The organism is Verrucomicrobium sp. 3C (assembly GCF_000379365.1).
Classification (GTDB): Bacteria; Verrucomicrobiota; Verrucomicrobiia; order Methylacidiphilales; family Methylacidiphilaceae; genus Methylacidimicrobium.
On sequence record NZ_KB901878.1, the window covers coordinates 91,131 to 112,217 of the forward strand.

The following is a 21,087-nucleotide window of genomic DNA, read 5'->3' on the forward strand; positions in this document are numbered from 1 at the left end:
CAGGCCAACCTGCTGGCCAACTTGGCGCTCATCCGTAATGCCCTCCTCTCGCTCCTCTCCGAACGCCTCGGCGAACAATCCCTCCCGCAGTTCCGCGAACGATTCTGCTCCACCCCTAAACAATGTCTGGCCATCCTTGCCGCCGCATGAACTCCAAAACAAAAGACCCTGGGCTCAGGCTTCACCCTAACGTCAGCTTTCACTATACGCCGACCCATGCTTCCTGGGTAAACCTCATCGAATGCTTCTTCAGCATCCTGATCCGACAGGGCCTTCAACAGTCTGTTCACAAATCGGGCGAGGACTTAGAGCGCTTCCTCAAGGCTTACTTCGCCAAATACAATGATCACTGCCAGCCCTTCCATTGGACTAAAGGGCCGGAAAAGCTTCAGCACATCATCGAGCTCACCCAGCAATTCCAAGCCGAATATGCTGCTGCGAACTTATGAATCGATGTACTAGGGCGCGCTGCTCTGGATGGAGTCGCCTCGGAAAATGGAAAATAAAGCACACTCAGTCGGTATTGAACGCAAAGAGGCGGCGGTTGCTTTTTTCCTTCTGTATTATCCTATCCATTAGGATAGGATATTTAACCATGACAACTCACGCCTCACACCCCGACATCATCAGACGACTGAAGCGGGCCGAGGGCCACCTCAATAGCATCATCACCATGCTCGAAGAGGGGCGCGCCTGCTTGGACATCGCCCAGCAGCTCCAGGCCGTCGAAAGCGCGGTCGGCAACGCCAAGAAGACCTTGGTGCATGACCACATCGACCATTGCCTTGAACTTGCCGTCAGTGCGGACCCTCACCAAGCGCGGGCATCGATCGATGAATTCAAAGAAATCACCAGATATCTATGAAAAATGCATCCTCCGGATTCAAAGCAGTTTTCATTTGGCTCGGTTTTGCTCAGCCGGAGGGCGGTAACCACGCACACCGGCGGCATCACGGGCATGATGGTGACCATGGCCACACCCATGGCGTCATGGACCCGACCATCGCCACCACGGAGCGGGGTATCTGGGCGATCCACTGGTCCTTCGTCATTCTGGCCATCACCGCTTTGCTCCAGGTCGCAGTCGTGCTGCTGTCGGGCAGCGTGGCGCTGCTTGCGGATACGATCCACAACGTTGCCGACGCCACTACCGCGATCCCACTGTGGATAGCGTTCCGGTTGGTTCGGCGCGAAGCAAGTCCCCGCTTCCCTTACGGCTTGGGGCGCGTCGAGGATCTGGCCGGCGTCGTAATTGTACTCATCATCCTGTTCAGCGCGATCGTCGCGGGTTATGAGGCGATCGACCGCTTGCTACATCCGCAGCCGATCCAACAGCTGCTGTGGGTCGCGGTGGCTGGTCTGGCCGGCTTCATTGGCAACGAGGTGGTGGCCGTCTTCCGCATCCGGGTTGGCCGACAGATCAACAGTGCGGCGCTCATTGCGGACGGCTATCATGCGCGCACCGATGGGCTGACCAGCTTGGCGGTCGTGGGCGGTGGGGTTGGCGTCTGGCTGGGGTTCCCGCTAGCCGACCCGATCATCGGGTTGCTGATTACCATTGCAATCTTTGGCATCGTCTGGCAATCGGCGAAGGTGGTACTCACGCGCATGCTGGATGGTGTCGAGCCGTCGGTGATCGATGAAATCCGACACGCCGTCGAGCATGTCCCTGCGGTTCGCACCGTGCGCGATGTGCGCGCCCGCTGGCTCGGGCATCGGCTTGTCGCGGAACTGGACATCACAGTGACCGGTGACACTACCGTAGCCGAGGCCGACGCGGTTGCGGCTGCCTTCGAGCAGGAGCTGATGGGCCATTTACCGGCCTTGCAGTCAGCACGCATCCGCATTAGACCATCCGATGTGCAAGCCAGCGGTGGCGCAGACAGGCGTGAGACGGGCTTGGATGGCGCCCACCATCATGGACATGCCGCGCCGGCACCGGTTTGCCGTACGCGGTAAACTCGCTGAAGGCTGTATTGAAATCGTCGATACGCCGGAGGGAGAGCGGTTGCGCTTCACGGCCACATGTATGCTGCCGAATCTGGAAGCCGAAGCGGTGATTGATCGACGCGGCGATCCAGCGCCTACCAACGTCCTTTCTATGCTGCGGTGCGAAGAGGGCCCTGGCATAAAATCGGATGCCCTGGGCGTGCCCAGTTTTCGTTCCGAAATGGCGGAGCCGGAGGGATTCGAACCCTCGGTACCCTTTTGGGGTACAACGGTTTAGCAAACCGTCCCTTTCAGCCGCTCAGGCACAGCTCCGGGAGACGAGTTCATCTTCTGCTCCCGCGTTGCGCCGTTGTCAAGGAGACAGAGAAGGAGCTTCCCTCTTGACGGCCTTTTCGGGCCCTGCAAGCCTGTGCCTGCGCTGCGGATGCGGCAGGAGAGATCGGGAATGAACCAACCGGAGCAGGAAAAGGGAGATCGAAATCGGATGAGTTTCGGGGTGCGGCTCATCCTCAGCATGCTCGTGGGCCTCTTGGGTTACGTGGCTGGCCGGCTCATTTGGGGAGGGCAGGGGGCTTTCGTCTCGACCCGGGATTCGTTCCTGAGCGCCCATGCGGTTCGGATCGCACCGAAGATTCCCGGCTATCTGGAGAGGCTCCTCATCGATGACAACACGCGGGTAGAGCAGGGGCAACTGATGGGTCTGATCGACCCCAGGGACAATCAGGCGCGGGTCGCGGTCGCCGATGGAGTTCGCCTCTTGACGGGAACCGAGTGGTTTCGCATGCGCCGGCTCGCCATGACTCATGCGACCCCCGAGTTCAATCTCGACACGGCGGTCGCCGTGAATGCTACGACCGGGGCGATACTCCGCTTGGAAAGCCTCACCCTCGGTTATAGTGAGCTTCGTGCCCCGATTTCCGGAAAGATTTCCGGGCGCCGGGTCGATCAGGGGAATTACGTCGCGCCGGGGCAGTTTCTCTTCTCGATCGTTCCGGCAGGAGTCTGGGTGACGGCCAACTTCCGGGAGAGGGATCTCGGACAGATCCGGCCCGGGATGCCGGCGCAAATTCGAATCTGGGCGCGGCCTGGCCGGCTTTACCGCGGTCATGTGGAGAGCATTCAGCGCGGCACCCGGTCGGCCTTGAGTCCCTATCCCTTGCTCGACATGAGGCTCAATTACGTCAAGCCGGAGCAGCGCGTTCCGGTGAAAATCCTTTTTGACGAACCAGATGTCGCCACCTCGGAGCTGGGTCCCTGGATGACCGCCGCTGTACGAATCCCGACAAGTTCGGCGAAGTCGGCCACGGGCGGGGCGATCCTCCTGGGGGCGGGAGCCGCCCTGGCTGCTTTTGCTTTGAGTCCCCGTTTGCCCCGGCGAACGGCCGGACGATGAGGCGTCATCCTCCCATGTTGGCTTCGTCCGCGACGGCACGCAGCTCGCGCAGGGGATCCTCGTCTTCCCGGTGGAGGAGCCGGCTCTCGAGAACGACCCGATCGGCGCCGTGGATAACAACCGAGGCTAGGCTCTCCTGGCCCACGCCGCCTTCCACCGCGATTTCACAGGTGAAGTTACCCTCTTCCCGGCAGCTCTTTGCCTGCGCGATCTTTTTTAGCGTCTCGGGTATGAGCGGCTGATTCGGCCCCGGATTTGCCGAGAGCAAAAGAAGGTGATGGATGCGAGGAAGATGCTTGAGGGCTTTCGCCAAGAGCGTCAGTGGATTGAGGGCGAGTCCGCAGCGGCATCCCATCGACCGAATCCGTTCGATGGTCTTTCGCACGTCGTGGTGCGCTTCCAGGTGAACCGTTACGATGTCCGCGCCGGCTTCGATAAAGGCTCGAGCGTAGCGATCCGGCTGCTCGATCTGGAGGTGGACCTCGATGGGAAGCTCTGTCGTGGCGCGAAGCGCGGCGACAAAGTCGGGTCCGCCGCCCAGGTTCGGGACAAAATGACCATCCATCACCTCCACGTGGAGCAGATCGATGCCAGCCATCTCGAGTTCCCGCACTTCGTTCTCCGCCTGGCAGGGTTTGGCCCCGACCACCGCGGCAAATCGCACGGATCTCACGTAAAAAGGCTCCTACGCTCTCCGCCGTTCGATCAGCTCGATCTCGTAGCCTTCCGGTCCGTCGATGAACGCGAAGCACGTCCCGGAGCTGCTGATCGTCGGCCCATCCGAAAAAGGATGGCCCTTGGCCGCTGCCCACTTGCCGAATTCCTCGAGGCTGTCGACCTCGAAAGCCAGATGGGTCAAATCGGGCGGTACCACGACCGGCCCCGACGCCGGATAATGGCAGATTTCGAGTTGCTCCTCGCTTTCGGGAGCTTTCAGGAAGACCAAGGTCGAGCCCCGAGGCGAAGAAATTCGCCTGACTTCCTCGAGGCCCAGTACCTCAGTCAAAAAGGCGACGAACCTTTCCAGATCGTTTACCCGATATCGAGTGTGCAGCAGCCGGCGCACCATAAGCGGTCTTCTCCCGTAAACTCGAAAGGGCCTTTCCTCATCCATCCTACAGGCGGATGATGGTCACCAAGCAAGCGGAAAGCGGAAAAAAGGCTGCCTCTCCCACGCCTTACCACGGCTGCCGGAAGCTTTCGTCCCCCTTGACATCTCCCAAGAAAAGGCTGAGCCATTCCGCCAGCGTTTCGAGGTCCTGGAGATGGATAACCTCGACAGGGCTGTGCATGTACCGGTTGGGAATGCCGAGAGCAGCCGTGGGAATGCCCCCGCGCTGCAGGAAGATGGCGTCTGCGTCAGTGCCCGAGCGGCGAGGGTCGATTCCCTGCTGATAGGCGATCCCGTGGGCGCCAGCGACCTCCGCCAACCGGCGGACGAGCAGAGGATGGTTGATGCTTCCGCGGCTGAGGATCGGCCCCTTGCCGAGCTGCACGTCGCCATGGCGCTTCTTGTCGGCGATCGGGATGTCGGTGGCATGGCCGACGTCGACCACGACGGCGGCATTCGGACGGGTCGAGTAGCCGACCATGCTGGCTCCAAAAAGACCATTTTCTTCCTGAATCGTCGAAGCCGCGATGACGCAGGGCTGCAGGATCTCCCGTCGCGCGAAGGTCCTCCGCAAGGCCTCCGCGACCACGAAGGCTCCTACGCGATCGTCGCAGGCTCTGCCCACGCACAACTCCCCGTGGAGCGGAGCGAATCCCGAATCGTAGGTCACCAGGTCGCCAATCGAGACGCGCTCAAGGGCTTCCTTCTGGTCCTGGGCTCCGATGTCGATGAAGAGTTCATGCCACTTGGGCGGCTCCTGCTGCTTGCCTTCTCGATCCTGCAGGTGAATGGCGAGCGAACCGATGACTCCCAAAACGGCTTGTCCCTGGTGATGGATCCGCACCCGCTGGCCTCGGGCCAAGAGGGGGTCGGAGCCTCCCACCGTCGTGAAGTAGAGGAAACCGCGATCGTCGACATATTGCACCTGAAAGCCGATCTCGTCGATGTGGGCCGCCAGGAGGATCTTGGGGGAGCCTTCCGGATGAAGCAGGGCGAGCGCGTTGCCGTAAGCGTCGGTCTCGACCCGGTCGGCGTAGGGCCTGACGTAATCGATCCAGCAATGTTGCGCGATACTCTCCTGGCTCGAGGGGCTGGGAGCCTCGATCAAGGTCCGTAGGAAATCTAGTTGTTCTTGTTGCACAAGCATGTGACCGTACCGAAAGTTTCTCCTTCCCGCAACCGCTTAGCCTGCCTATCTCACAAAGTTCGTACCCAGGCGTGGCGAATGAGCATGGATGCAAGGCGGCGCGCCGGTTTTCCCCCGGAGCGCTATGACGACATACGGCAAGGAGGGAAACCCAAGCCCCAACGAAGCAGCCGGGCTCATTTTGCAAGCCGCAGGAGAACGCTTGGGAGATATGTAGGCTAAGTGTGGGCTGTCGGCCTTGGCTTGGCAGATGCCCGTGCCAGCAGGATCTCCCGAGCCACCGGGAGCAGGGAGAGGACGATGATCAGCAACAGAAAGAGGTGGAGGTGGCTCTGGACCGCAGGAGCGGCCCCCAAGAAAAAGCCGGCGAGAAGAAAGAGGGCCACCCACAAGCTCCCCCCCGCCACGTTCCAGAAGAAGAAGCGGGAATAGGACATCGTTCCCACGCCGGCGACGAAAGGAGCGAAGGTTCGCAGAACCGGAATGAACCGGGCAAGAATGATCGCGCGTGCCCCATACCGGCGGCAGAGTATCCGAGCGCGAATCAGGTGGCGCCGATTGAGCCAGCGGGCATTGGGATCGCGAAAGATCGCTGGGCCGGTCCGCAAGCCGATCCAGTAATTGACGCTATCCCCTAGGATCGCCGCAAGGATGAGGTCCAAAAGCAGGGTGGGCAGATGGAGCCAGCCCTGAGCGGCAAAGGCCCCCAGGAGAAACAGAAGGCTGTCTCCCGGAAGGAAGGGGGTCACTACCAGGCCCGTTTCGCAGAAGACGATCCCGAAGAGCAGGGGATAGGCCCAGAGTCCATGGTCTTTCACAAGCGAGCGGAGAAGATCCTCCCATGCCGCCAATGTCGCGAACCCGGGCATCTCTTTACTTCTTCCTTCCTTGTCTTGACATTTTGTATTAATTGCCTAAGCTTGTCAGTATGAATTAGCTACTCTCCGAAGGCTCGGAGAGCGGCCGACAGAGGAAGCTCAAACTGAAGGAGAAAGCAATGAATGGCTTGGTACGACGAGGTTCGGCAGGTTTAGGTGGCTGGGATCCATTCCGCGAGTTGGAGGAGATGCGAAAGCGGATGGCCTCTCTCTGGGAGCGCCCGCTCGAGCTCCTCGAGGCGCCGAGCGAGCGGCTGGAGATCGCCGAATGGCGACCTCTAGCCGACATCACCGAGGACGACAAGGAGTATCTGGTGAAGCTCGAGCTTCCCGGCATGAAGCGGGAAGAGGTGAAGGTCTCCATGGAGTCGGGTGTCCTGACGATATCGGGCGAGCGTAAGCTAGAAAAGGAAGAAAAGGACAAGAAATATCACCGGGTCGAGCGAGCTTACGGCTCCTTTTCCCGGTCGTTCGTGATCCCCGACGAAGTGGTAGTCGACAAGATCGATGCACAGTTCAAGGAGGGAGTCCTCCAAGTGCATCTGCCGAAGGGAGAGCACGCAAAGCCGAAGACGATCGAGGTCAAAGGCTGAGCGGTTTGCCCGTTGTTTCGAGAGAAAGGCCCTTCGCCCGGGAAGGGCCTTTCTGTTTCCCGCTTGCAGGATCGCGACGGACCATATGGCCGGCTGGAGGATTGCCATTGACAGAAGCCGCGTGGCGGGAGCAAAAGAAACTAGCTCATTCACGCGGGCTTGCAGCGTAACGTCGAGAGAAGGAGGAAGGGTTGCCGAAGAGGTGGTTGTTGCTCGGGGTTATTCTTGGTGTCACTGTCCTTGCCTGCGCGTCTGCCCGCTCTGCCTCCGTGCCCGCGAACGGCTCCGATCTCGCCGAGGAAGCTCCTCCCTCTCATGCGCTCGCCGGGGTCGATTTGGTGGGTGAGGATGGCTCCACCCGGACTCCGCAGGGGGGCGGAAAAGGAGCGCCGCCCGTCGAAAATCCCTTCACCGTCAAATCCGGGCTCTACGCGGGGCTCTTTGGCGGCGGTGCTTTTTCTAACCCGGAATACGGCTATTCGGCCTATCCCGCGCCAGTGGGCCTTTCCCCCTTTACCGAGAGGGGAGGCATCGTCAACGGCGTCGGTGGCTTGCTGCTCGGCTACGAGTTCGCGGGCAATAAGATTGGAGACAGCTGGGACTTCTATTGGAGGCCTGCGGTCCAGCTCGATGCCTTCTACCTCGGCTTGACGGCCGCCTCCTCGGGACCGGGCTATGGCGCGCCCGCAGTGCCGGGTGCCATCGACAGCAAGCAGAACTTCAACGCCGGGGTCATCACGGTCGACGGACTCCTGAATTTGTACACCCCGGTCTTGGCCCTCCATTTCGGAGTCGGAGTCGGTGGCGCCTACATCAGCAACTCCTCGGCCTCGGCGGTGCCAAACGGAGGGCCAGGCGGGGGCCAGAACCTGCTCGGCCCGGGAATTACCACCGATTCGGGCGCCTTCGCCGCCCAGGGGATTGCCGGGATCGACCGATGGATCGGCAAGCGCTGGTCGATCTTCCTGGAATACCGCTTCCTCTTGCTGACCGGGACCAACTTCAGCTACACGGGCAATCCGGCGGTCTTCGGTCCGAACCAGACGGTCAGTCAGCACTTCGACCAGTTTACCGCCAACCTGGTGCTGGCCGGGCTCCGGTACAAGTTCTGATGGGGAGGCGAGTACGGATATGAACAAACAGCAGCTTCTTTTTCAGGGCCTTGCCCTGGCCATGGGGCTAGGCGGATTGTTTTTGCTCACCACCTCCTGGGCGGGAGGGGAGTTCGAGCCGCCGGTCCCCAAGTTTCCCTACGGTCCAACAGATCCCAAGGGCAACCTCTATTCCGTTGCCGCAACCGATCTGGTCTACAGCCCGACATCCCCCTATGTTCGGGTTTCATCGGAAGTGGCCAAGCTCGAGAAGTCGAAGCGCACGAAGCGCACGACCCGTCGAGCAGTGAGGAGAAGGGCGGCGCCAACCGATTTAAAGGGTACGCCTTAGCGACTCAGCGAAATCGAGCCCCGCCCTTTGGGGGAAGGAACGGAAGCCTGCGCCTCTCCTTCCGGCCGCGGTCTTCGCAAGGCGCAGGGAGAGAGGTAGACGCCGATCAGGTAACGCTGCCACCAGGCCCCGGAATGCTGGAGTTCGCTCCACGAGCTGAATCGATAATCGTAAAGAAGAGCCCGGATGTAGGTCGGCGCCGAATCCGGAAAAGGATTCGAGGCGAATAGGGTGACCACTTCCGGAGTTCCCTCCAAGAGGCGTAAGAGGAGCCGAGGAAACCAGGGGGTGCGCTCGGGTCCGTTCAAGGCCGCAAACCACATCTGCCAGTCGAGTCTCGGCTGGTACGGGGCGACGAACGCGGGCATCTTGCGCAGATCCCCAGGCTTCCAACGAAAGGGGTACGGCAGCCAACTCACCCCATCGCGGCTTCCCTCGATCACGATTTCCGGGCGCCGGGTCGTCATGACCGCGAAGGCTCCGTAATCGTTGACGCTGCGAAACGGGCTGATCGAACGAAGAACGCTCACCAGCGGCGGAGGCAGCTCTACTCCCAGCACAGCAACGAAAAGGGGCAGGCTCAAGAGAAAGAGGAGCCCGGCGAGGATGGGACTCAAGCGACGCTGGAGAAGAGGAGGCGGCAGGTTTCCGAGGCCGAGGCGGGGCAGAGCTCGTGCGAGGAGAGAATCATCGAGGAGGGTAAAGCAGAGAACGAGGGTAAGCCAGTTGTAGAAGGCATGGTTACCGGTCAGAAGGATGAAGAGTTGCAGGAGAACTAACACCGTGAAGGCAAAGAGGCGTCCAAGACGGCCTGCCAGGAAGAAGAATGGAGCCGCCAGCTCGACGGCGAGAACCAGAAAAGTCGAAATCTCGTGGAACCCGAGCGGGAGGTGGAAGAAAAACCAGGAGAGAGGCGAGGGGAGGGGTTGGGTTTCGTAGTGGTATTGCAACGCGGTCAGCGCATGCCAGGCGGGATCTCCGCTGGCCAGCTTGACGACACCCGAGAGGAAGATGACGCGAAAGAGAAGCCACTGCGGCCAGAGCTGCACAAATGGCGGTGGAGAGGGAGCTGTTCCAAACTGGGACCGGAGTCGCCAAGGGGCGACCAGGAAGCCTAGGAGACCGGCTTCCAACAGAAGGCTGTCCCACTGGAAGAAAAAGAAATCCCGCCCCAAGGAGACGAAGGAGAGGTAGAGAGCCCAGAGAGAAAGGGCGATCCCGGCGGGTGCAAGATCGAAAAAGAGAAGGACGGCCAGGAGGACGCCCGTCCAGGAGAACAGCTGCAAGAGAAGATCGTTTCCACCGAGCCACCAGAAGAGAGAAGGTGCCTGGAAATAGCGGGAAAACCCGAGATTGGATCTGCCCACGACCAGCGCTTCGGCGATCGGCAAGATGCCGTGGGAGCCCAGCAAGCCGGGTAACTGGATCGCCAGCGAGAGAAAAGCGACGGCGTAGACGGCGGCCAGTCCCCGGAGAAAGAGCCAGATCGCCAACCGATAGGAGCAGGGATGCCTTCGGGACGCGATCTGGGACAGGATGGCTAGCCAGCGGTAGGCCATTGTCCGGCGAATGGGTCGGGGTTCTCGCGTTCTCCGTCCTTGCGTGGATCGAGGGACGGAGGAGAGGGAAACCGCTGCCGTGCTTCCAGCATGCGAAGGAGATCATGCGCGTGTGCGCCGACGCGCGGGCGGAGATCCCTCCAAACCATGACTCCGTCCTCGATCAGGAAGGATGCCCGCTTCACCAGTCCAAGAAAAACGGGCAGACCGAAGACCCGGGCGGCCGCACCGCCCCGGTCCGAAAGAAGGAGAAAGGGCAAGTCGTACCGACGCAGAAAGGAGGCCAGGCGCTCCGGAGAATCCCCGCTCACGCCCACGACCCGCACTTGCCAAGCCTCCAAAGACTTTCGATGGTCGCGGAGGTTGCATGCCTGCCGGGTGCAGTAGGGAGTATGAGCACGCGGATAGAAATAGAGAAGCGTCCTGCCGGAAGCCAAGAGCTCGCCCAAGTCGATCGTTCTCCCTTCGGAATCAAGGAGAGTTGGCGACGGAACTCGCGAACCAACCGGAAGGACTCTACGCATAGGCTTGTCTTGCCGCCCCAGCCGAACCATGCTGACTGCTGGCAGTATGAGAAAGGATCAGGAGAAGGTCAAAGCCGCTCTCTCTTCCCGACGGAACGATCGCAGAGGAGAGGGGTAGTGTGAAGAGTTGGGTGCCTGGTTTTCTTGCAGCCTTCCCGGATGGGATGGCCACCGCCGATCCCGAGGCTCTCGCGCGGAATGCGGAGGACGCGTGGCTGGCGTCGCGTCTGCCCGACGCGGTGTTCTACCCGGAAAGCCGGGAATCCGTCATTCGATTGGCCCAATGGGCCTCTGCGGCCGGAGTACCCATTACCCCGCGAGGGGCGGGTCGAGGCTACGTGGGAGGGTGCGTTCCGATCCGTGGGGGGATTGTCGTCAACTTTTCCCGGATGAACCGCATTCGGGAAATCGATCCGCGGGATGGAGTCGCGATCGTCGAGCCCGGGGTGATCACCGCCCATCTCCAAGAGGCGGTAGCTCGGATCGGCTGGTTTTACCCTCCCGATCCCGCCAGCGCGGCAGAGAGCAGCCTGGGAGGCAATATCGCGACGAATGCCGGCGGTCCGCGCTGCCTCAAGTACGGAGTCACCCGTCACTATGTGCTCGGCTTGGAGGTCGTGCTGGCCGATGGAACGGCTCTCCATGTGGGAGGACGCACCCACAAAAATAAGGTCGGCTTTGATCTAGTCGGCCTCTTCGTCGGCTCCGAAGGGCTCCTGGGAATGGTGACGGAGGCGACTCTGCGCCTGATCCCGCGTCCCCCGCACCGGGTCTGTGCGGCGGCAGTCTTTCCTTCGATCGAGTCGGCGGCAGGCTGTGTCGAAGAGATCTTCGGAGCCGGCCTCCTGCCTTCCGCCCTCGAAATTGCCGACCGCTTCACCCTGGAGCGGGTGCGGGAATTTTCTCCGGAGCCGCTTCCGGCTGGCCAGGCCCACCTCCTGGTTGAGATCGATGGTCATTCCGCGGGGGTCGACGCCGAACTCGAGAGCCTCCTGCCCCTGCTTCGGCGCTCCGGCTCCGGGGAGGTCCAGATCGGCCGAGGGGGCGAGGGCTGCGAGCGGCTCTGGCGGACCCGGCGCTCTTTTTCGATGGCCCTGAAGGCGAGCGGTCTGACCAAGCTCAACGAGGATATTGTCGTGCCGAGGAGACGGCTCGTCGAACTCGTGCGCTTGGGGAGCGATCTCGAGTTGCGCTACGGTTTCCCCGTTGCCTGCTTCGGACACGCGGGGGACGGCAACATCCATGTCAACCTCATGGTCGACCGAAGCCAGCCTGGCGCCGACCGGCACGCGCAGGAAGCGCTCGACCTCCTCTTCCGCCAAATCGTTGCCTGGGGAGGATCGATCACGGGGGAACACGGCATCGGCATCGCCAAGGAGCGCTGGTGGCCTCTTGCCGTTTCCCCCGAGGTTCGCGCCCTCCACGAACGATTGAAGAACGCTTTGGACCCAAAGGGACTGCTCAATCCGGGAAAATTCGTTGTTGTGCCACAATAGAAATGTCCCCCTGAGACCTCGATAGAAATGTCCCTTAATGTTGCCTCGGAAAGGAGGAGGCGTGAGGAGGACAGCGTTGATTGCTAAGGAGTTGGACAGGGTTGAGGTGATGGGGCGGGTGAAGGCGGGCGCCTTAAGGCTGGTAGAGGCGGCGGAGATGCTGAGTTTGAGCTATCGGCAGGGGAAGCGGGTGTGGGCGCGGTACCGAGTGGGGGGCGGGGAGGCGTTAGCGCATCGGGGATGCTGCCGGGAGTCGAACCGTGGCTACGGACAAGATTTTCGGGTGCAAGTGATTCGGCGGTATGAGGAGCGGTATGGCGATTTTGGTCCGACGCTGGCGGCAGAGCACTTGGGGGAGGAGGATGGGCTTCGGGTCAGTGCGGAGACCTTGCGGCGGTGGTTGCGGGAGGCTGGCCACAAGAGGCTGCGGCGGCGTAAGCCGTATCGTCGGCGGAGGGAGCGACGAGCGCATTTTGGGGAGTTAGTGCAGATGGATGGGAGCTTCCATGATTGGCTGGAAGAACGAGCCGGGCGAGGCTGCCTGATGCATATGGTCGATGACGCTACCTCGCAGGCCGAGGCGTGCTTCTTCCCCGAAGAAACCATTTGGGCGGCGGTCGGGGTACTGCGGCGATGGATTGAGAAGTACGGGATTCCTCGGACGCTCTACACGGATTGGAAGAACGTCTATGTGCGGGAAGCAACGGAGGCCGAGAAGGAGCAAGGACTGGTGCCTCTGACCCAGTTTGGGCGCATGTGCCAGTGCTTGGGAATCGAGATCCTGGCTGCGGGCTCGCCGCAAGCCAAAGGCCGGGTGGAGCGGGCCCATGGCACCCATCAGGACCGGTTGGTCAAAAAGCTCCGGCTGGCCGGGATCGGCAGTTACGAAGAAGCCAACCGCTATCTTGCGGAAACCTACTTGCCCGCCCATAACCGGCGCTATGCGCAAGCAGCAGCTTCGGCAGCCGACTATCACCGGCGGCGTCCCAGCGCGCGGGAGCTGGCCGAGGCCTTCTGCCTGGAAGAGGAGCGCGTGGTCGGCGCGGATTGGGTGGTCCGTTACCAAACCCGCTTCTTCCAGCTGGAGCGGCAAAGCCGTCATTACGCGCCAGCAAAAACCCGCGTGACGGTCCGGGAAAAACAAGAAGGAAAGCTAGTCATCCTCTATCGGAATCGGCCGCTGCGTTTCACCGAGATCGCTGGCCGGCCTGCGCCAAAACCCAAGCAGCGACCCGCGCCGCCGAGCCACTCTCCGACTAGCCGGAGAGTGGTCAATCCTCCTCCCTCCCACCCATGGAAGCGACCCTTCAAATGGCAAACAGCCGTGCAGTATCCACCAAAAACGTAACTTCGTAACCAAGGGGACATTTCTACTGTGGAGAAAAAGGGGACATTTCTATTGTGCTACGACAAATCCGGGAAAATTCGTTTGATTTTCTTGGCTCAGACGACGAGGCTGACAAACTCGATCCGGACCGCGCACGGCTAACCGGATTCGAGGAGCTTATGTCATTCGAGGACACCTTTTCCTACTCGCTCGAATCGAGCCGCGTGGTGCTGCTCCCTCGCACCCGGGTGGCGACCTTCCGCACCTCTCTGATCCATTACACGCTCATGACGGAAGCGATGGACAGGGTGGGCACGACCTTCCTCCGTGAGGGGAATCTCGAGGCGGATCGCCCGCAGATCATTCTGCCGAAGACCATGGGGAAGCTGCTCTTGGGCGGATTCGGTAAAAAAGCCCGCGCTTATGGGGAATGGCTGAGCGCGCAGCCCAACTCCTTTTCGTTTTTGCGTTATGGGTTTCAACTCCGCAAGGAGGATCTCCGCTTTCGCCAAGTGGACGCCCCGATCGAGTCGGTGGCGCAGACCGTGAAGCGGGATGTGCAGGAACGGGAAGATCCCTTCGCGGCAATCCTCATCGGCGTCGAGGATGGCTGGGAAGTCTCGCTCTTGCGCTTTTTCCTCGAATGGGTGCAAAAATCCGTCCCTCGCAATGTGCAGGTTCTGCGCCAAGAGGGGTTTTTATAAGGAGTGAATGTTGTTCTTCCGGTGCTCTCTTCTGTCGGCCCCAGCAAGACGACGAAAGAGGAGGCGCCCTCCATGGAGCGGTATTACTTGCCCCGGCCAGAGGAAGATCTCCTCGGTCCCCAGGAGTCGGACCACGCCCTGCGGGTGATGCGGCGACGAGCCGGCGACCGGATCCTTCTCTTTGACGGCGCAGGCACCGAATGGATTGCGGAGGTGACCAGGCGGAGCGGCCGCCGGCTCTCCTTCCGTAAGATCGCGGAGAGGAAGGTGGCTCCTCCCCCGAGGAAGATCGGCATCGCCCAGGCCCTGCTGAAGGCGAAGGCGATGGATCTTTTTGTTCAGAAGGCGACCGAACTGGGAGTTACGGAGATCTTTCCGGTGCTCTGCGCCCGCTCGGTCGCGTGGCGGGAAGGGATCGAGCATAAGCAAGCCCGGTGGATCGAAATCACGGTTGCCGCCGCCAAGCAGAGCGGGAGGGCCTGGCTGCCGACGATCCATTCCCCGGTCGAGATCGGAGACCTGGACCAGGAGACTTCTTCCTATCCGCTGAGACTCTTTGGATCCCTTCAGGAGAGCGCTCCGCCGCTGCGGGCTCTCTTTCCCCTTCACCGGGAGGCAGCGCAACGCGGCGTGCTTTCCTTGATCGGGCCCGAAGGAGATCTAACCCCCGTAGAGCGGACGCTCGTGGAAGAAGGGGGGTTTTTCCCCGTATCCTTGAGTCCGACCATCTTGCGCTCGGAAACAGCGGCTCTCTTCTGTGCGGCGGTCTTCCTTTACGAGATGTCGGGCGAAAGAGATGAGGAAAGGGAAAAAGGAGTATGGCAAGAGAAATTCTGATCACGGGAGGAGCTGGATTCATCGGCTCGAACCTCGCTCTGAAGATCCAGCGCCGGGAGCCGGGAGCGGAGATCGTGATCGTCGATGATTTTCGGAGCGGCTCCTTCTCCAATCCCGAGGGCTTTCGGGGAGATCTCGTGACGGTGGATCTTAGTCTTCTCGACTGGCATCGCCTTTTGGGGAATCGGCCTTTCGAGGTGGTCTTCCACCTGGCTTCGATCACCGAACACGACCGTGACCGACACCGCAACCCAGATGCGCACCAACGTGGAAGGATGGCGCCATCTCCTGGCCTTTCTGGCCGGAAAGTCTCTTCGCCTGGTTTACGCCTCCTCCGCCGCCGTCTACGGCGTCACCTCGTCTCCGCAGAATCGTGTCGGCGACCCGGAGCGTTCCGCCAATGCCTACGGCTTCTCCAAGCTCCACATGGAACATCTGGCTAAACGGTTTTCCGGCGAAAACCCTAAAATCCCTGTAGCCGGGCTTCGCTACTTCAATGTCTATGGTCCGCGGGAATCGCATAAGAAAAAGTCGGCCAGCATGATCGGCCAGCTCGCCTGCCAGATCCGGTCGGGAAAGCAGCCGAGGCTTTTCCTCGACGGGAACCAGAAGAGGGATTTCGTCTACATCGAGGACGCGGTCGACGCCACGCTGGGCGCCGCCTTCGCCCCGAGAGGCAATGGCATCTTCAACGTCGGCTCGGGCCACAGCCGCTCCTTCAACAAGGTGATCTCTTGCCTCAACGCCGCGCTCGGAACCCAGGCGATGCCCGATTGCTTTCCCTGTCCCTACCGGTTTTTCCAGCCTCACACAGAGGCCGAGCTGTGGGCCACCAAAGCCGCATTCGGATCCCAGCCTCGTTTCTCCTTGGGAAAGGGCATCGATGCCTATCGAGAATCAGGCTGGCTGGGATCCGATTGCGAAGAGTAGAACTCTTGCTTCTTTCGGAGTTCTCACCCATCTTTTCTTTGTGAGTTCTCCGCAGTTTCCGGACGGCGAAGAGTGGCAGCGCCGCTTCCAGGAGATGTTTCGTGCGTTTACGCCGCCACCACAGGGTCGACCGGAGAAGAAGGACGAGGGGAAGAACCGGGAAGCCTTCGAGAAGCAGATACGCTCCTTTACGTTCACACCGAAGGAGCTCAAAGCTTACCTCGATCGCTTCGTGATCCAGCAGGAGGAGGCGAAGCGGGTTCTCTCCGTCGCTGTCTGCGATCACTACAACCACGTGCGCGCCGCTCTCTCCGGCCAGGAACTTCCTCACTACGTCAAGCAGAACGTCCTGCTGGTGGGTCCAAGCGGGGTGGGGAAGACCTACCTGGTGCGATGCTTGGCCGAGCGGATCGGGGTGCCGATGGTCCGAGGAGACGCGACAAAGTTTTCGGAAACGGGCTACGTGGGCGGAGATGTCGAAGACCTCGTCCGGGAACTGGTGCAGCAGGCGGGAGGAGATGTCTCCATCGCTCAGTACGGCATCATTTACCTGGACGAGATCGACAAGGTGGCTGGCTTCCAGTCCATGGGCCGGGATGTCAGCGGGCGGGGAGTGCAAGCGAACCTTCTCAAGCTGCTCGAGGAGACCGAGGTTCCCGTGCGGGCTCCCTACGATCTGCAAGGGCAGATCCAGACGATGCTCGATTTCCAGCGGGGAGGCCGCGAGAACAAGCGGACGGTCAATACCAGGCACATCCTCTTCCTGGTTAGCGGGGCCTTCACCCGGCTCCCGGAAATCGTTTCGCGCCGGATGCGCCGCGGGCACATCGGGTTCCGCCCGGAAGGAGCTCAAGCGGGCGATCATGAAGCGGTAAAGGAAGCGCTGACCGCCGACTTCATCGAATATGGGCTCGAGCCGGAATTTATCGGGAGACTTCCCGTCCGAGTCTTCTTCGAGCCCCTGAACGCGGAAGACCTTTTCCGGATTCTGCAGGAATCGGAGGGATCGATTCTCCGACAGTATATCGCCGCTTTTGAGGCGTACGGGATCTCGCTGCGCTTCACGGAGAGCGCTCTGCGCCGCATCGCGCATCGCGCGGCCGAAGAAGAGACGGGAGCCCGGGGTCTCATGACCATCGGGGAGCGGATTTTGCGGCCCTTCCGCTTCGAATGTCCCGGCACAGGGTTGCGCGAGATCGTGATTGACGACGACACCGTCGAAAACCCTCAAAAGGCGCTGGATACTGCGCTGGAGCGCTACCGCGAGCAGGGAGGGGAGACCTCCCCGGAAGTCGAGACATTCGCCGAAGAGTTTTTCCACGCCCACGAACTCCGTCTTTGCTTCGAGCCGGATGCGATTCAAGCGCTTCGCGCCGAGGCTGGCGGAGAGGTCGGCGCCGTTGCAGCGCTCTGCCGGAAAAAGTTCAAGGATTTTCCCTTTGGACTTCGCCTCATTCACGCCAACACGGGCCAAGACACCTTTACGCTCCCGCCCGAGGCGGTCAAGGATCCGGAAGGGCTGCTCAGCCGCTGGGTGCTGGCCTCCTACTCGGGCTCAGGAAAAGATGTCCCGGATCAGGAAAGGAAGAGCACCGAAGCGGAGTAACCGTGAAGGTAGTTTAACTTTCCGACGGGTCCGATCTCGCCGTTTGCGAAGAAACCCGCAGCGGGGAGACGAGGAAAGAGTTCTTGGATCAATCCGGCGTCCCGTCCCGCCACGCCAAAGAGTCCCTTGCCCCTCCCGGCGCAAAGGCTGACGAGAGCGGCCAGCGGCTCGCGATCGTAGAAGAATTCTATCTTATTATCCAGGAGAAGTTTGCGCAAGGATTGCTCGGCCGAATTGGGATCGCGCAATTGATACTGCAGGGTCTGTCCGACGCGCACGAGCGCGCCGACCGCAACCGCACCCGAGGAAGGATCGGCTCCCAAGATGTTGCGCACAAGGAAGTCCCCCTGCTGGAACTCATCCCGGTATTCGGAGACAGCAAGCCCGATAAAGATCTGTCCGTGCGCCTTCTCGCGTTCGCGCTCGGAAAGGGATTCGAAAGCGGTCGCCAAGGCCTGGTACGCACTCCCCGAACCAAGGGTATAGAGAATATTTCGATCCGCCCCCGTTACTGTATAGGGATCGCCGATTGGGCGGCAGCCCTGGGAGACAACGACATGAAAACCGATCCTCCCCTGGAGGGCAATCGCGACGCCACCCTCCACGGGCTTCCGATCGAGAAAGACCGCAGTCTCCCCTTCGCTGGCTCCACCCGCCAGCCCTCCCCAGACGGGAATAGCCGGATAGGCGCGGTTCCAGATTCGCAAGAGCCGCTCCACGGGGAGAACATGTGGATTGGCAAAGAGAAGCCATCCCGCGGCATCTTTCGGCCCGACACCGGTGACCCGGTGCCAAGCCAAGGGATCGTCCTCGGTTTCCACCTCCTCGGGCGATAAAGCAATCGGGATCGCGCGCATCTCCGGATGACGGAGAAAAAGCACCGAAAATCCCTCTTCGGCCTCGAATTCAGCCCCTTCGGCAAGAAATCCCTGTCCCGTCACGGCGACCAGGAGCGGCGCACGACCGTAGATGGTTAGCACTTCACATAGATCAGTCAAATAGGGCGCGTACGACGAAGAGGCAAAAACCAACGCGACCGACGGGTTGCCGCCGAGCTTCGCGCGCAGATCTTCGACAAGCGCTCGGCTGGCGGATTCGGAAAAAGAACCGGAATAGGCTGCGGATACCGCACGAGGAGCATCCATAGGGAAATCATCATTTTTTTTGTTTCTCTGTCAATGCCTTGAAATGACAAAATCTCCAGACCAAATCTCTTGCGCAATTTGGAGGCTCTCCCGCATGAGCCGATAGCCAACGTGCCCTTGCGGGAAGGAGTAGAAGTGACATCCCTGCCACGCGGCGCGGAGCTCCTGCAAAAGCCGCAGCGGGACGACCCGGTCATAGATTCCTCCCAGCAAAAGAACCTCTTGGGGTTTCAGGTGAGGCCGGGAAAGGCTGGGGCAGACGAGCCGGAGATGCGGCGCCGCGGTTTCCGGCGAAATTCTCAGGCTCGCTAACGTCTTCCGTATGCCGCGTCCGCTCGGGGATTCCCACATGGCATGTTCGATCCGGAAGATCGGTTCCAGGAGCATCAACCGGTCGAAGATCCGCTCGACGCAGGCCGCCTCGGCTAAAACCCAGCCGCCGTAGCTCATTCCCCATCCGCCCAGAAGCGTGGCTCCCTGAGCGCGCAGCCAATGCGCGAAGACGCGCAGATCGAGGATCGCTTGGCGTAAGGTTTCCGCCGTACGCACCAGGTCTGCCGTCACGCAGATTTCTCCAGGAAAGAGCCCCAAGGGCCTTCGGGCGTAATGGTAGGGGAGATGCATGAAGGCCGCATTCCACCCCAGGGCATTGAGCCGGCTGGCCCAATATCGGTAGCCGAGGTCGCTGACGGACATCAGCCCGTGTGCCATCACCATGGTGGGGCCGCTCCAGCCTTCCGGCCCGAGCCAGAGATCGAAGACCGCCGTCTGATTCCGCCGCTCCGGTCCGGGCAAAGGACTGGCAAACCGGACGCGGAAGCCCTTCCCGCGCGGAAGGCATTCGAGGGAGGAGGAATAACCGGGAGGAAGCGCGTAGTATTCCGCCAGGGTCGCCGAACGCCACGAGTCGACATAGTTCTCCAACCTCTTCCGAAACCCGGGCTCCGGCCGATGGCGGGCTTGCAGGCAGGAGATCCAGGCGAAGCTCGCCTCGTCGACCAGACTCGCCCAGCGCCGATGGAGCAGAGAGGACCAGCCACGGGCCGTGCCCGATTTTCTGTCGTCTTTCACTCCGTTTCCTTGCTTTGCCTCGGTTGGCCAAGCGGACGGAGGAGAGGAGTGCCGCCGCCGAAAGCCGAGGCGTGGGTCCACGCCCCGTCGCGGCGATCCGGACGGTCCTTCCTTCTTTGGATCATGCGAGATTTGATCCCGGAGTCGGCTTGAGCAAGGACATCTCGACCGCCTCTCGGTCCATCAGCGCATTGCACTTCGGAAGAAACCGATTCTCCCAGTCGGAACTTCCGTAGACCTCCTGGCAGATCCGCTCCCGCTTCTTCTCGTCGGCAAAGGCTCGAATCCAGACGTAACGGGTAGGCTCTCCCGGCACCGTGAAGGAACCGACCACCGTTACTCCCTTGCTGGCTTGGAAAGGCAAAAGCTCTTCGTCCATGAAACGGACGAACTCATCCAGGCACCCGGCCTTGATCCGGTATTCGCGCAATTCATAGATCATCGGGTAATACTAGAGGCTTCTTCCCAGGAATGCAATGAGCCGCGCATCGGCGGACTTCCTCCCGCTTCTTTCGCCTTGCCTTTCCTCGGTGGCGAACGAGACTCATTGCAAAACCTCAATGGGTTACGAAGAGTTTCTCAAAACGCTGGAAGAGCCGGCAGCTGGCGTCCCTCCCGACTTGCGTTCCCCTCTCGCCGCCCTCTGGCACGAGCGTGCGGGAGAATGGGATCGGGCGCACCGGATCGTGCAAGCCGAGGAAGACTCGCCTTCCGCCTGGGTCCATGCCTATCTCCATCGCCGGGAAGGGGACCTCTCCAACGCCCGGTACTGGTATGCCCGCGCGGGAAAGCCGGTAGCCTCCGTTCCCCTCGACCAGGAATGGGAGTCGCTGGTCCAAACGCTGCTGGAGAAGAGGGCATAGCCGACCCGTCCGGCAAGCGTTTCTACGAAGGATCCCCGTCGGCCGCCTTTCTCTTTTCCTACACGGCGGCAACTTCTTAACCTGCCTCTCTCGTGCGCCGTGAAAAGGGTGCATCGCCCAGTGGAGAGGGAGTGATCTCCACCCGGCAACTATTGCTCCAGCCGGAAGCACTCGGAGCGGCTACTGGTGGTAACGCCAGCGGTCGAAGCCTCTGGGGGAAAAGGCCCGGGAAGCGGGTCAGCGAGCAAGCAGGCCCTAAGGAAAGTGAACGCTGAACAAAGCCTCGAAACGGGCAATGCGGACGCCGAGCTCGTGAGAGAGAAGCGAAGGCCGTTGTCTCCCTGGGAAGGAGAGCAATACGTGCACTGGGGAGAGCCGCCGGGGTATTGGGCGAGGGCAGGGCGGTCAGGTCGTGGCAGAACCCGGGATCGGGCGTTTCGCGGCAAGGGGCGTCAAAGAGTTGAGCCATCAGCCGATAGACGGCAAAAGCGTGGCGAGAGCAGAGGGCTT

20 protein-coding genes, 1 tRNA gene and 4 pseudogenes are annotated in these 21,087 nt (G+C 61.1%); 15 read left to right on the forward strand and 10 right to left on the reverse strand.

Annotation, left to right across the window (positions count from 1 at the left end):
- The 4 genes and pseudogenes from A37A_RS19690 to A37A_RS17790 form a co-directional block, all read left to right on the forward strand.
- Nucleotides 1-150 (forward strand): annotated as a pseudogene (locus A37A_RS19690) (DDE transposase family protein); the annotation flags it as partial.
- A gap of 32 nt (nucleotides 151-182) precedes the next feature.
- Nucleotides 183-275, forward strand: a pseudogene (locus A37A_RS21640) (transposase); the annotation flags it as partial.
- 320 nt (nucleotides 276-595) lie between these two features.
- Complete coding sequence (locus A37A_RS0114415) at nucleotides 596-865, forward strand: metal-sensing transcriptional repressor (RefSeq protein ID WP_018292179.1); 270 nt, start codon at nucleotides 596-598, stop codon at nucleotides 863-865.
- A 104-nt stretch (nucleotides 866-969) separates the two neighbouring features.
- A pseudogene (locus tag A37A_RS17790) lies at nucleotides 970-2,020 on the forward strand (cation diffusion facilitator family transporter); the annotation flags it as partial.
- 151 nt (nucleotides 2,021-2,171) lie between these two features.
- Here A37A_RS17790 and A37A_RS0114425 read toward each other — a convergent pair.
- A tRNA-Ser gene (locus A37A_RS0114425) sits at nucleotides 2,172-2,262 on the reverse strand.
- 133 nt (nucleotides 2,263-2,395) lie between these two features.
- On the opposite strand from A37A_RS0114425, the gene A37A_RS0114430 reads away from it, so the two are divergent.
- On the forward strand, nucleotides 2,396-3,343 hold the full coding sequence (locus A37A_RS0114430) for an HlyD family secretion protein (RefSeq protein WP_020494515.1): 948 nt from the start codon (nucleotides 2,396-2,398) through the stop codon (nucleotides 3,341-3,343).
- Between the two features lie 4 nt (nucleotides 3,344-3,347).
- On the opposite strand, the gene A37A_RS0114435 is transcribed toward A37A_RS0114430, so the two are convergent.
- The 4 genes from A37A_RS0114435 to A37A_RS0114450 all read right to left on the reverse strand — a co-directional run bounded on the left by A37A_RS0114435 (nucleotide 3,348) and on the right by A37A_RS0114450 (nucleotide 6,470).
- A complete protein-coding gene (locus A37A_RS0114435; protein WP_155996717.1) occupies nucleotides 3,348-4,016 on the reverse strand; it encodes a ribulose-phosphate 3-epimerase in 669 nt (222 codons plus the stop codon).
- A gap of 12 nt (nucleotides 4,017-4,028) precedes the next feature.
- Complete coding sequence (locus A37A_RS0114440) at nucleotides 4,029-4,412, reverse strand: VOC family protein (RefSeq protein WP_020494516.1); 384 nt, start codon at nucleotides 4,410-4,412, stop codon at nucleotides 4,029-4,031.
- 109 nt (nucleotides 4,413-4,521) lie between these two features.
- A complete protein-coding gene (locus A37A_RS0114445; protein WP_040889578.1) occupies nucleotides 4,522-5,595 on the reverse strand; it encodes a M42 family metallopeptidase in 1,074 nt (357 codons plus the stop codon).
- A 224-nt stretch (nucleotides 5,596-5,819) separates the two neighbouring features.
- Nucleotides 5,820-6,470, reverse strand: a complete 651-nt coding sequence (locus A37A_RS0114450; protein ID WP_020494517.1) for a VTT domain-containing protein — start codon at nucleotides 6,468-6,470, stop codon at nucleotides 5,820-5,822.
- A 128-nt stretch (nucleotides 6,471-6,598) separates the two neighbouring features.
- Between A37A_RS0114450 and A37A_RS0114455 the strand changes: the two genes are divergently transcribed.
- The 3 genes from A37A_RS0114455 (at nucleotide 6,599) to A37A_RS0114465 (ending at nucleotide 8,515) form a co-directional block, all read left to right on the forward strand.
- Nucleotides 6,599-7,072, forward strand: coding sequence for an Hsp20/alpha crystallin family protein (locus A37A_RS0114455; protein ID WP_020494518.1), 474 nt, complete (start codon nucleotides 6,599-6,601; stop codon nucleotides 7,070-7,072).
- A 206-nt stretch (nucleotides 7,073-7,278) separates the two neighbouring features.
- Entirely contained in the window at nucleotides 7,279-8,184 is a 906-nt protein-coding gene (locus tag A37A_RS0114460; protein ID WP_020494519.1) for an outer membrane protein, read from the forward strand.
- Between the two features lie 19 nt (nucleotides 8,185-8,203).
- On the forward strand, nucleotides 8,204-8,515 hold the full coding sequence (locus A37A_RS0114465; RefSeq protein ID WP_018292188.1) for a hypothetical protein: 312 nt from the start codon (nucleotides 8,204-8,206) through the stop codon (nucleotides 8,513-8,515).
- On the opposite strand, the gene A37A_RS0114470 is transcribed toward A37A_RS0114465, so the two are convergent.
- Both A37A_RS0114470 and A37A_RS17795 read right to left on the reverse strand, forming a co-directional pair.
- Nucleotides 8,512-10,074: a lipase maturation factor family protein gene (locus A37A_RS0114470; protein ID WP_018292189.1), complete on the reverse strand. Its 1,563-nt coding sequence runs from the start codon at nucleotides 10,072-10,074 to the stop codon at nucleotides 8,512-8,514. The two genes, A37A_RS0114465 and A37A_RS0114470, sit on opposite strands and share 4 nt — an antisense overlap.
- Nucleotides 10,056-10,628, reverse strand: a complete 573-nt coding sequence (locus A37A_RS17795) for a peroxiredoxin (RefSeq protein WP_018292190.1) — start codon at nucleotides 10,626-10,628, stop codon at nucleotides 10,056-10,058. Before A37A_RS17795 ends, A37A_RS0114470 begins: the two co-directional genes overlap by 19 nt.
- Before the next feature lie 101 nt (nucleotides 10,629-10,729).
- Between A37A_RS17795 and A37A_RS0114480 the strand changes: the two genes are divergently transcribed.
- The 6 genes and pseudogenes from A37A_RS0114480 (at nucleotide 10,730) to A37A_RS0114505 (ending at nucleotide 17,498) form a co-directional block, all read left to right on the forward strand.
- Nucleotides 10,730-12,094 (forward strand): FAD-binding oxidoreductase, encoded by a 1,365-nt coding sequence (locus A37A_RS0114480; RefSeq protein WP_231363949.1) that lies wholly within the window; start codon nucleotides 10,730-10,732, stop codon nucleotides 12,092-12,094.
- Nucleotides 12,095-12,170: 76 nt separating this feature from the next.
- Nucleotides 12,171-13,442: an ISNCY family transposase gene (locus A37A_RS17800; RefSeq protein ID WP_020494521.1), complete on the forward strand. Its 1,272-nt coding sequence runs from the start codon at nucleotides 12,171-12,173 to the stop codon at nucleotides 13,440-13,442.
- 158 nt (nucleotides 13,443-13,600) lie between these two features.
- On the forward strand, nucleotides 13,601-14,125 hold the full coding sequence (locus A37A_RS0114490) for a hypothetical protein (protein ID WP_026195870.1): 525 nt from the start codon (nucleotides 13,601-13,603) through the stop codon (nucleotides 14,123-14,125).
- A gap of 3 nt (nucleotides 14,126-14,128) precedes the next feature.
- Entirely contained in the window at nucleotides 14,129-14,962 is an 834-nt protein-coding gene (locus tag A37A_RS0114495) for a 16S rRNA (uracil(1498)-N(3))-methyltransferase (RefSeq protein WP_018292194.1), read from the forward strand.
- Nucleotides 14,944-15,892, forward strand: a pseudogene (locus A37A_RS17805) (NAD-dependent epimerase/dehydratase family protein). The gene A37A_RS0114495 and the pseudogene A37A_RS17805 overlap by 19 nt, the downstream one beginning before the upstream one ends.
- The gene (locus A37A_RS0114505; protein ID WP_018292197.1) at nucleotides 15,846-17,498 is read left to right on the forward strand and encodes an AAA family ATPase; all 1,653 of its coding nucleotides are present in this window, start codon (nucleotides 15,846-15,848) and stop codon (nucleotides 17,496-17,498) included. Before A37A_RS17805 ends, A37A_RS0114505 begins: the two are co-directional and overlap by 47 nt.
- Here A37A_RS0114505 and A37A_RS0114510 read toward each other — a convergent pair.
- The 3 genes from A37A_RS0114510 to A37A_RS0114520 form a co-directional block, all read right to left on the reverse strand.
- Nucleotides 17,468-18,643, reverse strand: coding sequence for an FIST N-terminal domain-containing protein (locus tag A37A_RS0114510; protein ID WP_018292198.1), 1,176 nt, complete (start codon nucleotides 18,641-18,643; stop codon nucleotides 17,468-17,470). The genes A37A_RS0114505 and A37A_RS0114510 overlap by 31 nt on opposite strands.
- A 30-nt stretch (nucleotides 18,644-18,673) precedes the next feature.
- Complete coding sequence (locus tag A37A_RS17810; RefSeq protein WP_018292199.1) at nucleotides 18,674-19,714, reverse strand: alpha/beta hydrolase; 1,041 nt, start codon at nucleotides 19,712-19,714, stop codon at nucleotides 18,674-18,676.
- A gap of 121 nt (nucleotides 19,715-19,835) precedes the next feature.
- On the reverse strand, nucleotides 19,836-20,156 hold the full coding sequence (locus tag A37A_RS0114520) for an NIPSNAP family protein (protein WP_018292201.1): 321 nt from the start codon (nucleotides 20,154-20,156) through the stop codon (nucleotides 19,836-19,838).
- Between the two features lie 118 nt (nucleotides 20,157-20,274).
- On the opposite strand from A37A_RS0114520, the gene A37A_RS0114525 reads away from it, so the two are divergent.
- Complete coding sequence (locus tag A37A_RS0114525; RefSeq protein WP_026195871.1) at nucleotides 20,275-20,577, forward strand: hypothetical protein; 303 nt, start codon at nucleotides 20,275-20,277, stop codon at nucleotides 20,575-20,577.
- Nucleotides 20,578-21,087: the final 510 nt, after the last annotated feature.

Coding starts and splice junctions, on each gene's coding strand:
- A37A_RS0114415 (WP_018292179.1), top strand. CDS start 596: ATGACAACTCACGCCTCACACCCCGACATCATCAGACGACTGAAGCGG.
- A37A_RS0114430 (WP_020494515.1), top strand. CDS start 2,396: ATGAACCAACCGGAGCAGGAAAAGGGAGATCGAAATCGGATGAGTTTC.
- A37A_RS0114440 (WP_020494516.1), bottom strand. CDS start 4,412: ATGGTGCGCCGGCTGCTGCACACTCGATATCGGGTAAACGATCTGGAA.
- A37A_RS0114450 (WP_020494517.1), bottom strand. CDS start 6,470: ATGCCCGGGTTCGCGACATTGGCGGCATGGGAGGATCTTCTCCGCTCG.
- A37A_RS0114455 (WP_020494518.1), top strand. CDS start 6,599: ATGAATGGCTTGGTACGACGAGGTTCGGCAGGTTTAGGTGGCTGGGAT.
- A37A_RS0114465 (WP_018292188.1), top strand. CDS start 8,204: ATGAACAAACAGCAGCTTCTTTTTCAGGGCCTTGCCCTGGCCATGGGG.
- A37A_RS0114470 (WP_018292189.1), bottom strand. CDS start 10,074: ATGGCCTACCGCTGGCTAGCCATCCTGTCCCAGATCGCGTCCCGAAGG.
- A37A_RS17795 (WP_018292190.1), bottom strand. CDS start 10,628: ATGGTTCGGCTGGGGCGGCAAGACAAGCCTATGCGTAGAGTCCTTCCG.
- A37A_RS0114490 (WP_026195870.1), top strand. CDS start 13,601: ATGTCATTCGAGGACACCTTTTCCTACTCGCTCGAATCGAGCCGCGTG.
- A37A_RS0114505 (WP_018292197.1), top strand. CDS start 15,846: ATGCCTATCGAGAATCAGGCTGGCTGGGATCCGATTGCGAAGAGTAGA.
- A37A_RS0114510 (WP_018292198.1), bottom strand. CDS start 18,643: ATGGATGCTCCTCGTGCGGTATCCGCAGCCTATTCCGGTTCTTTTTCC.
- A37A_RS0114520 (WP_018292201.1), bottom strand. CDS start 20,156: ATGATCTATGAATTGCGCGAATACCGGATCAAGGCCGGGTGCCTGGAT.
- A37A_RS0114525 (WP_026195871.1), top strand. CDS start 20,275: ATGGGTTACGAAGAGTTTCTCAAAACGCTGGAAGAGCCGGCAGCTGGC.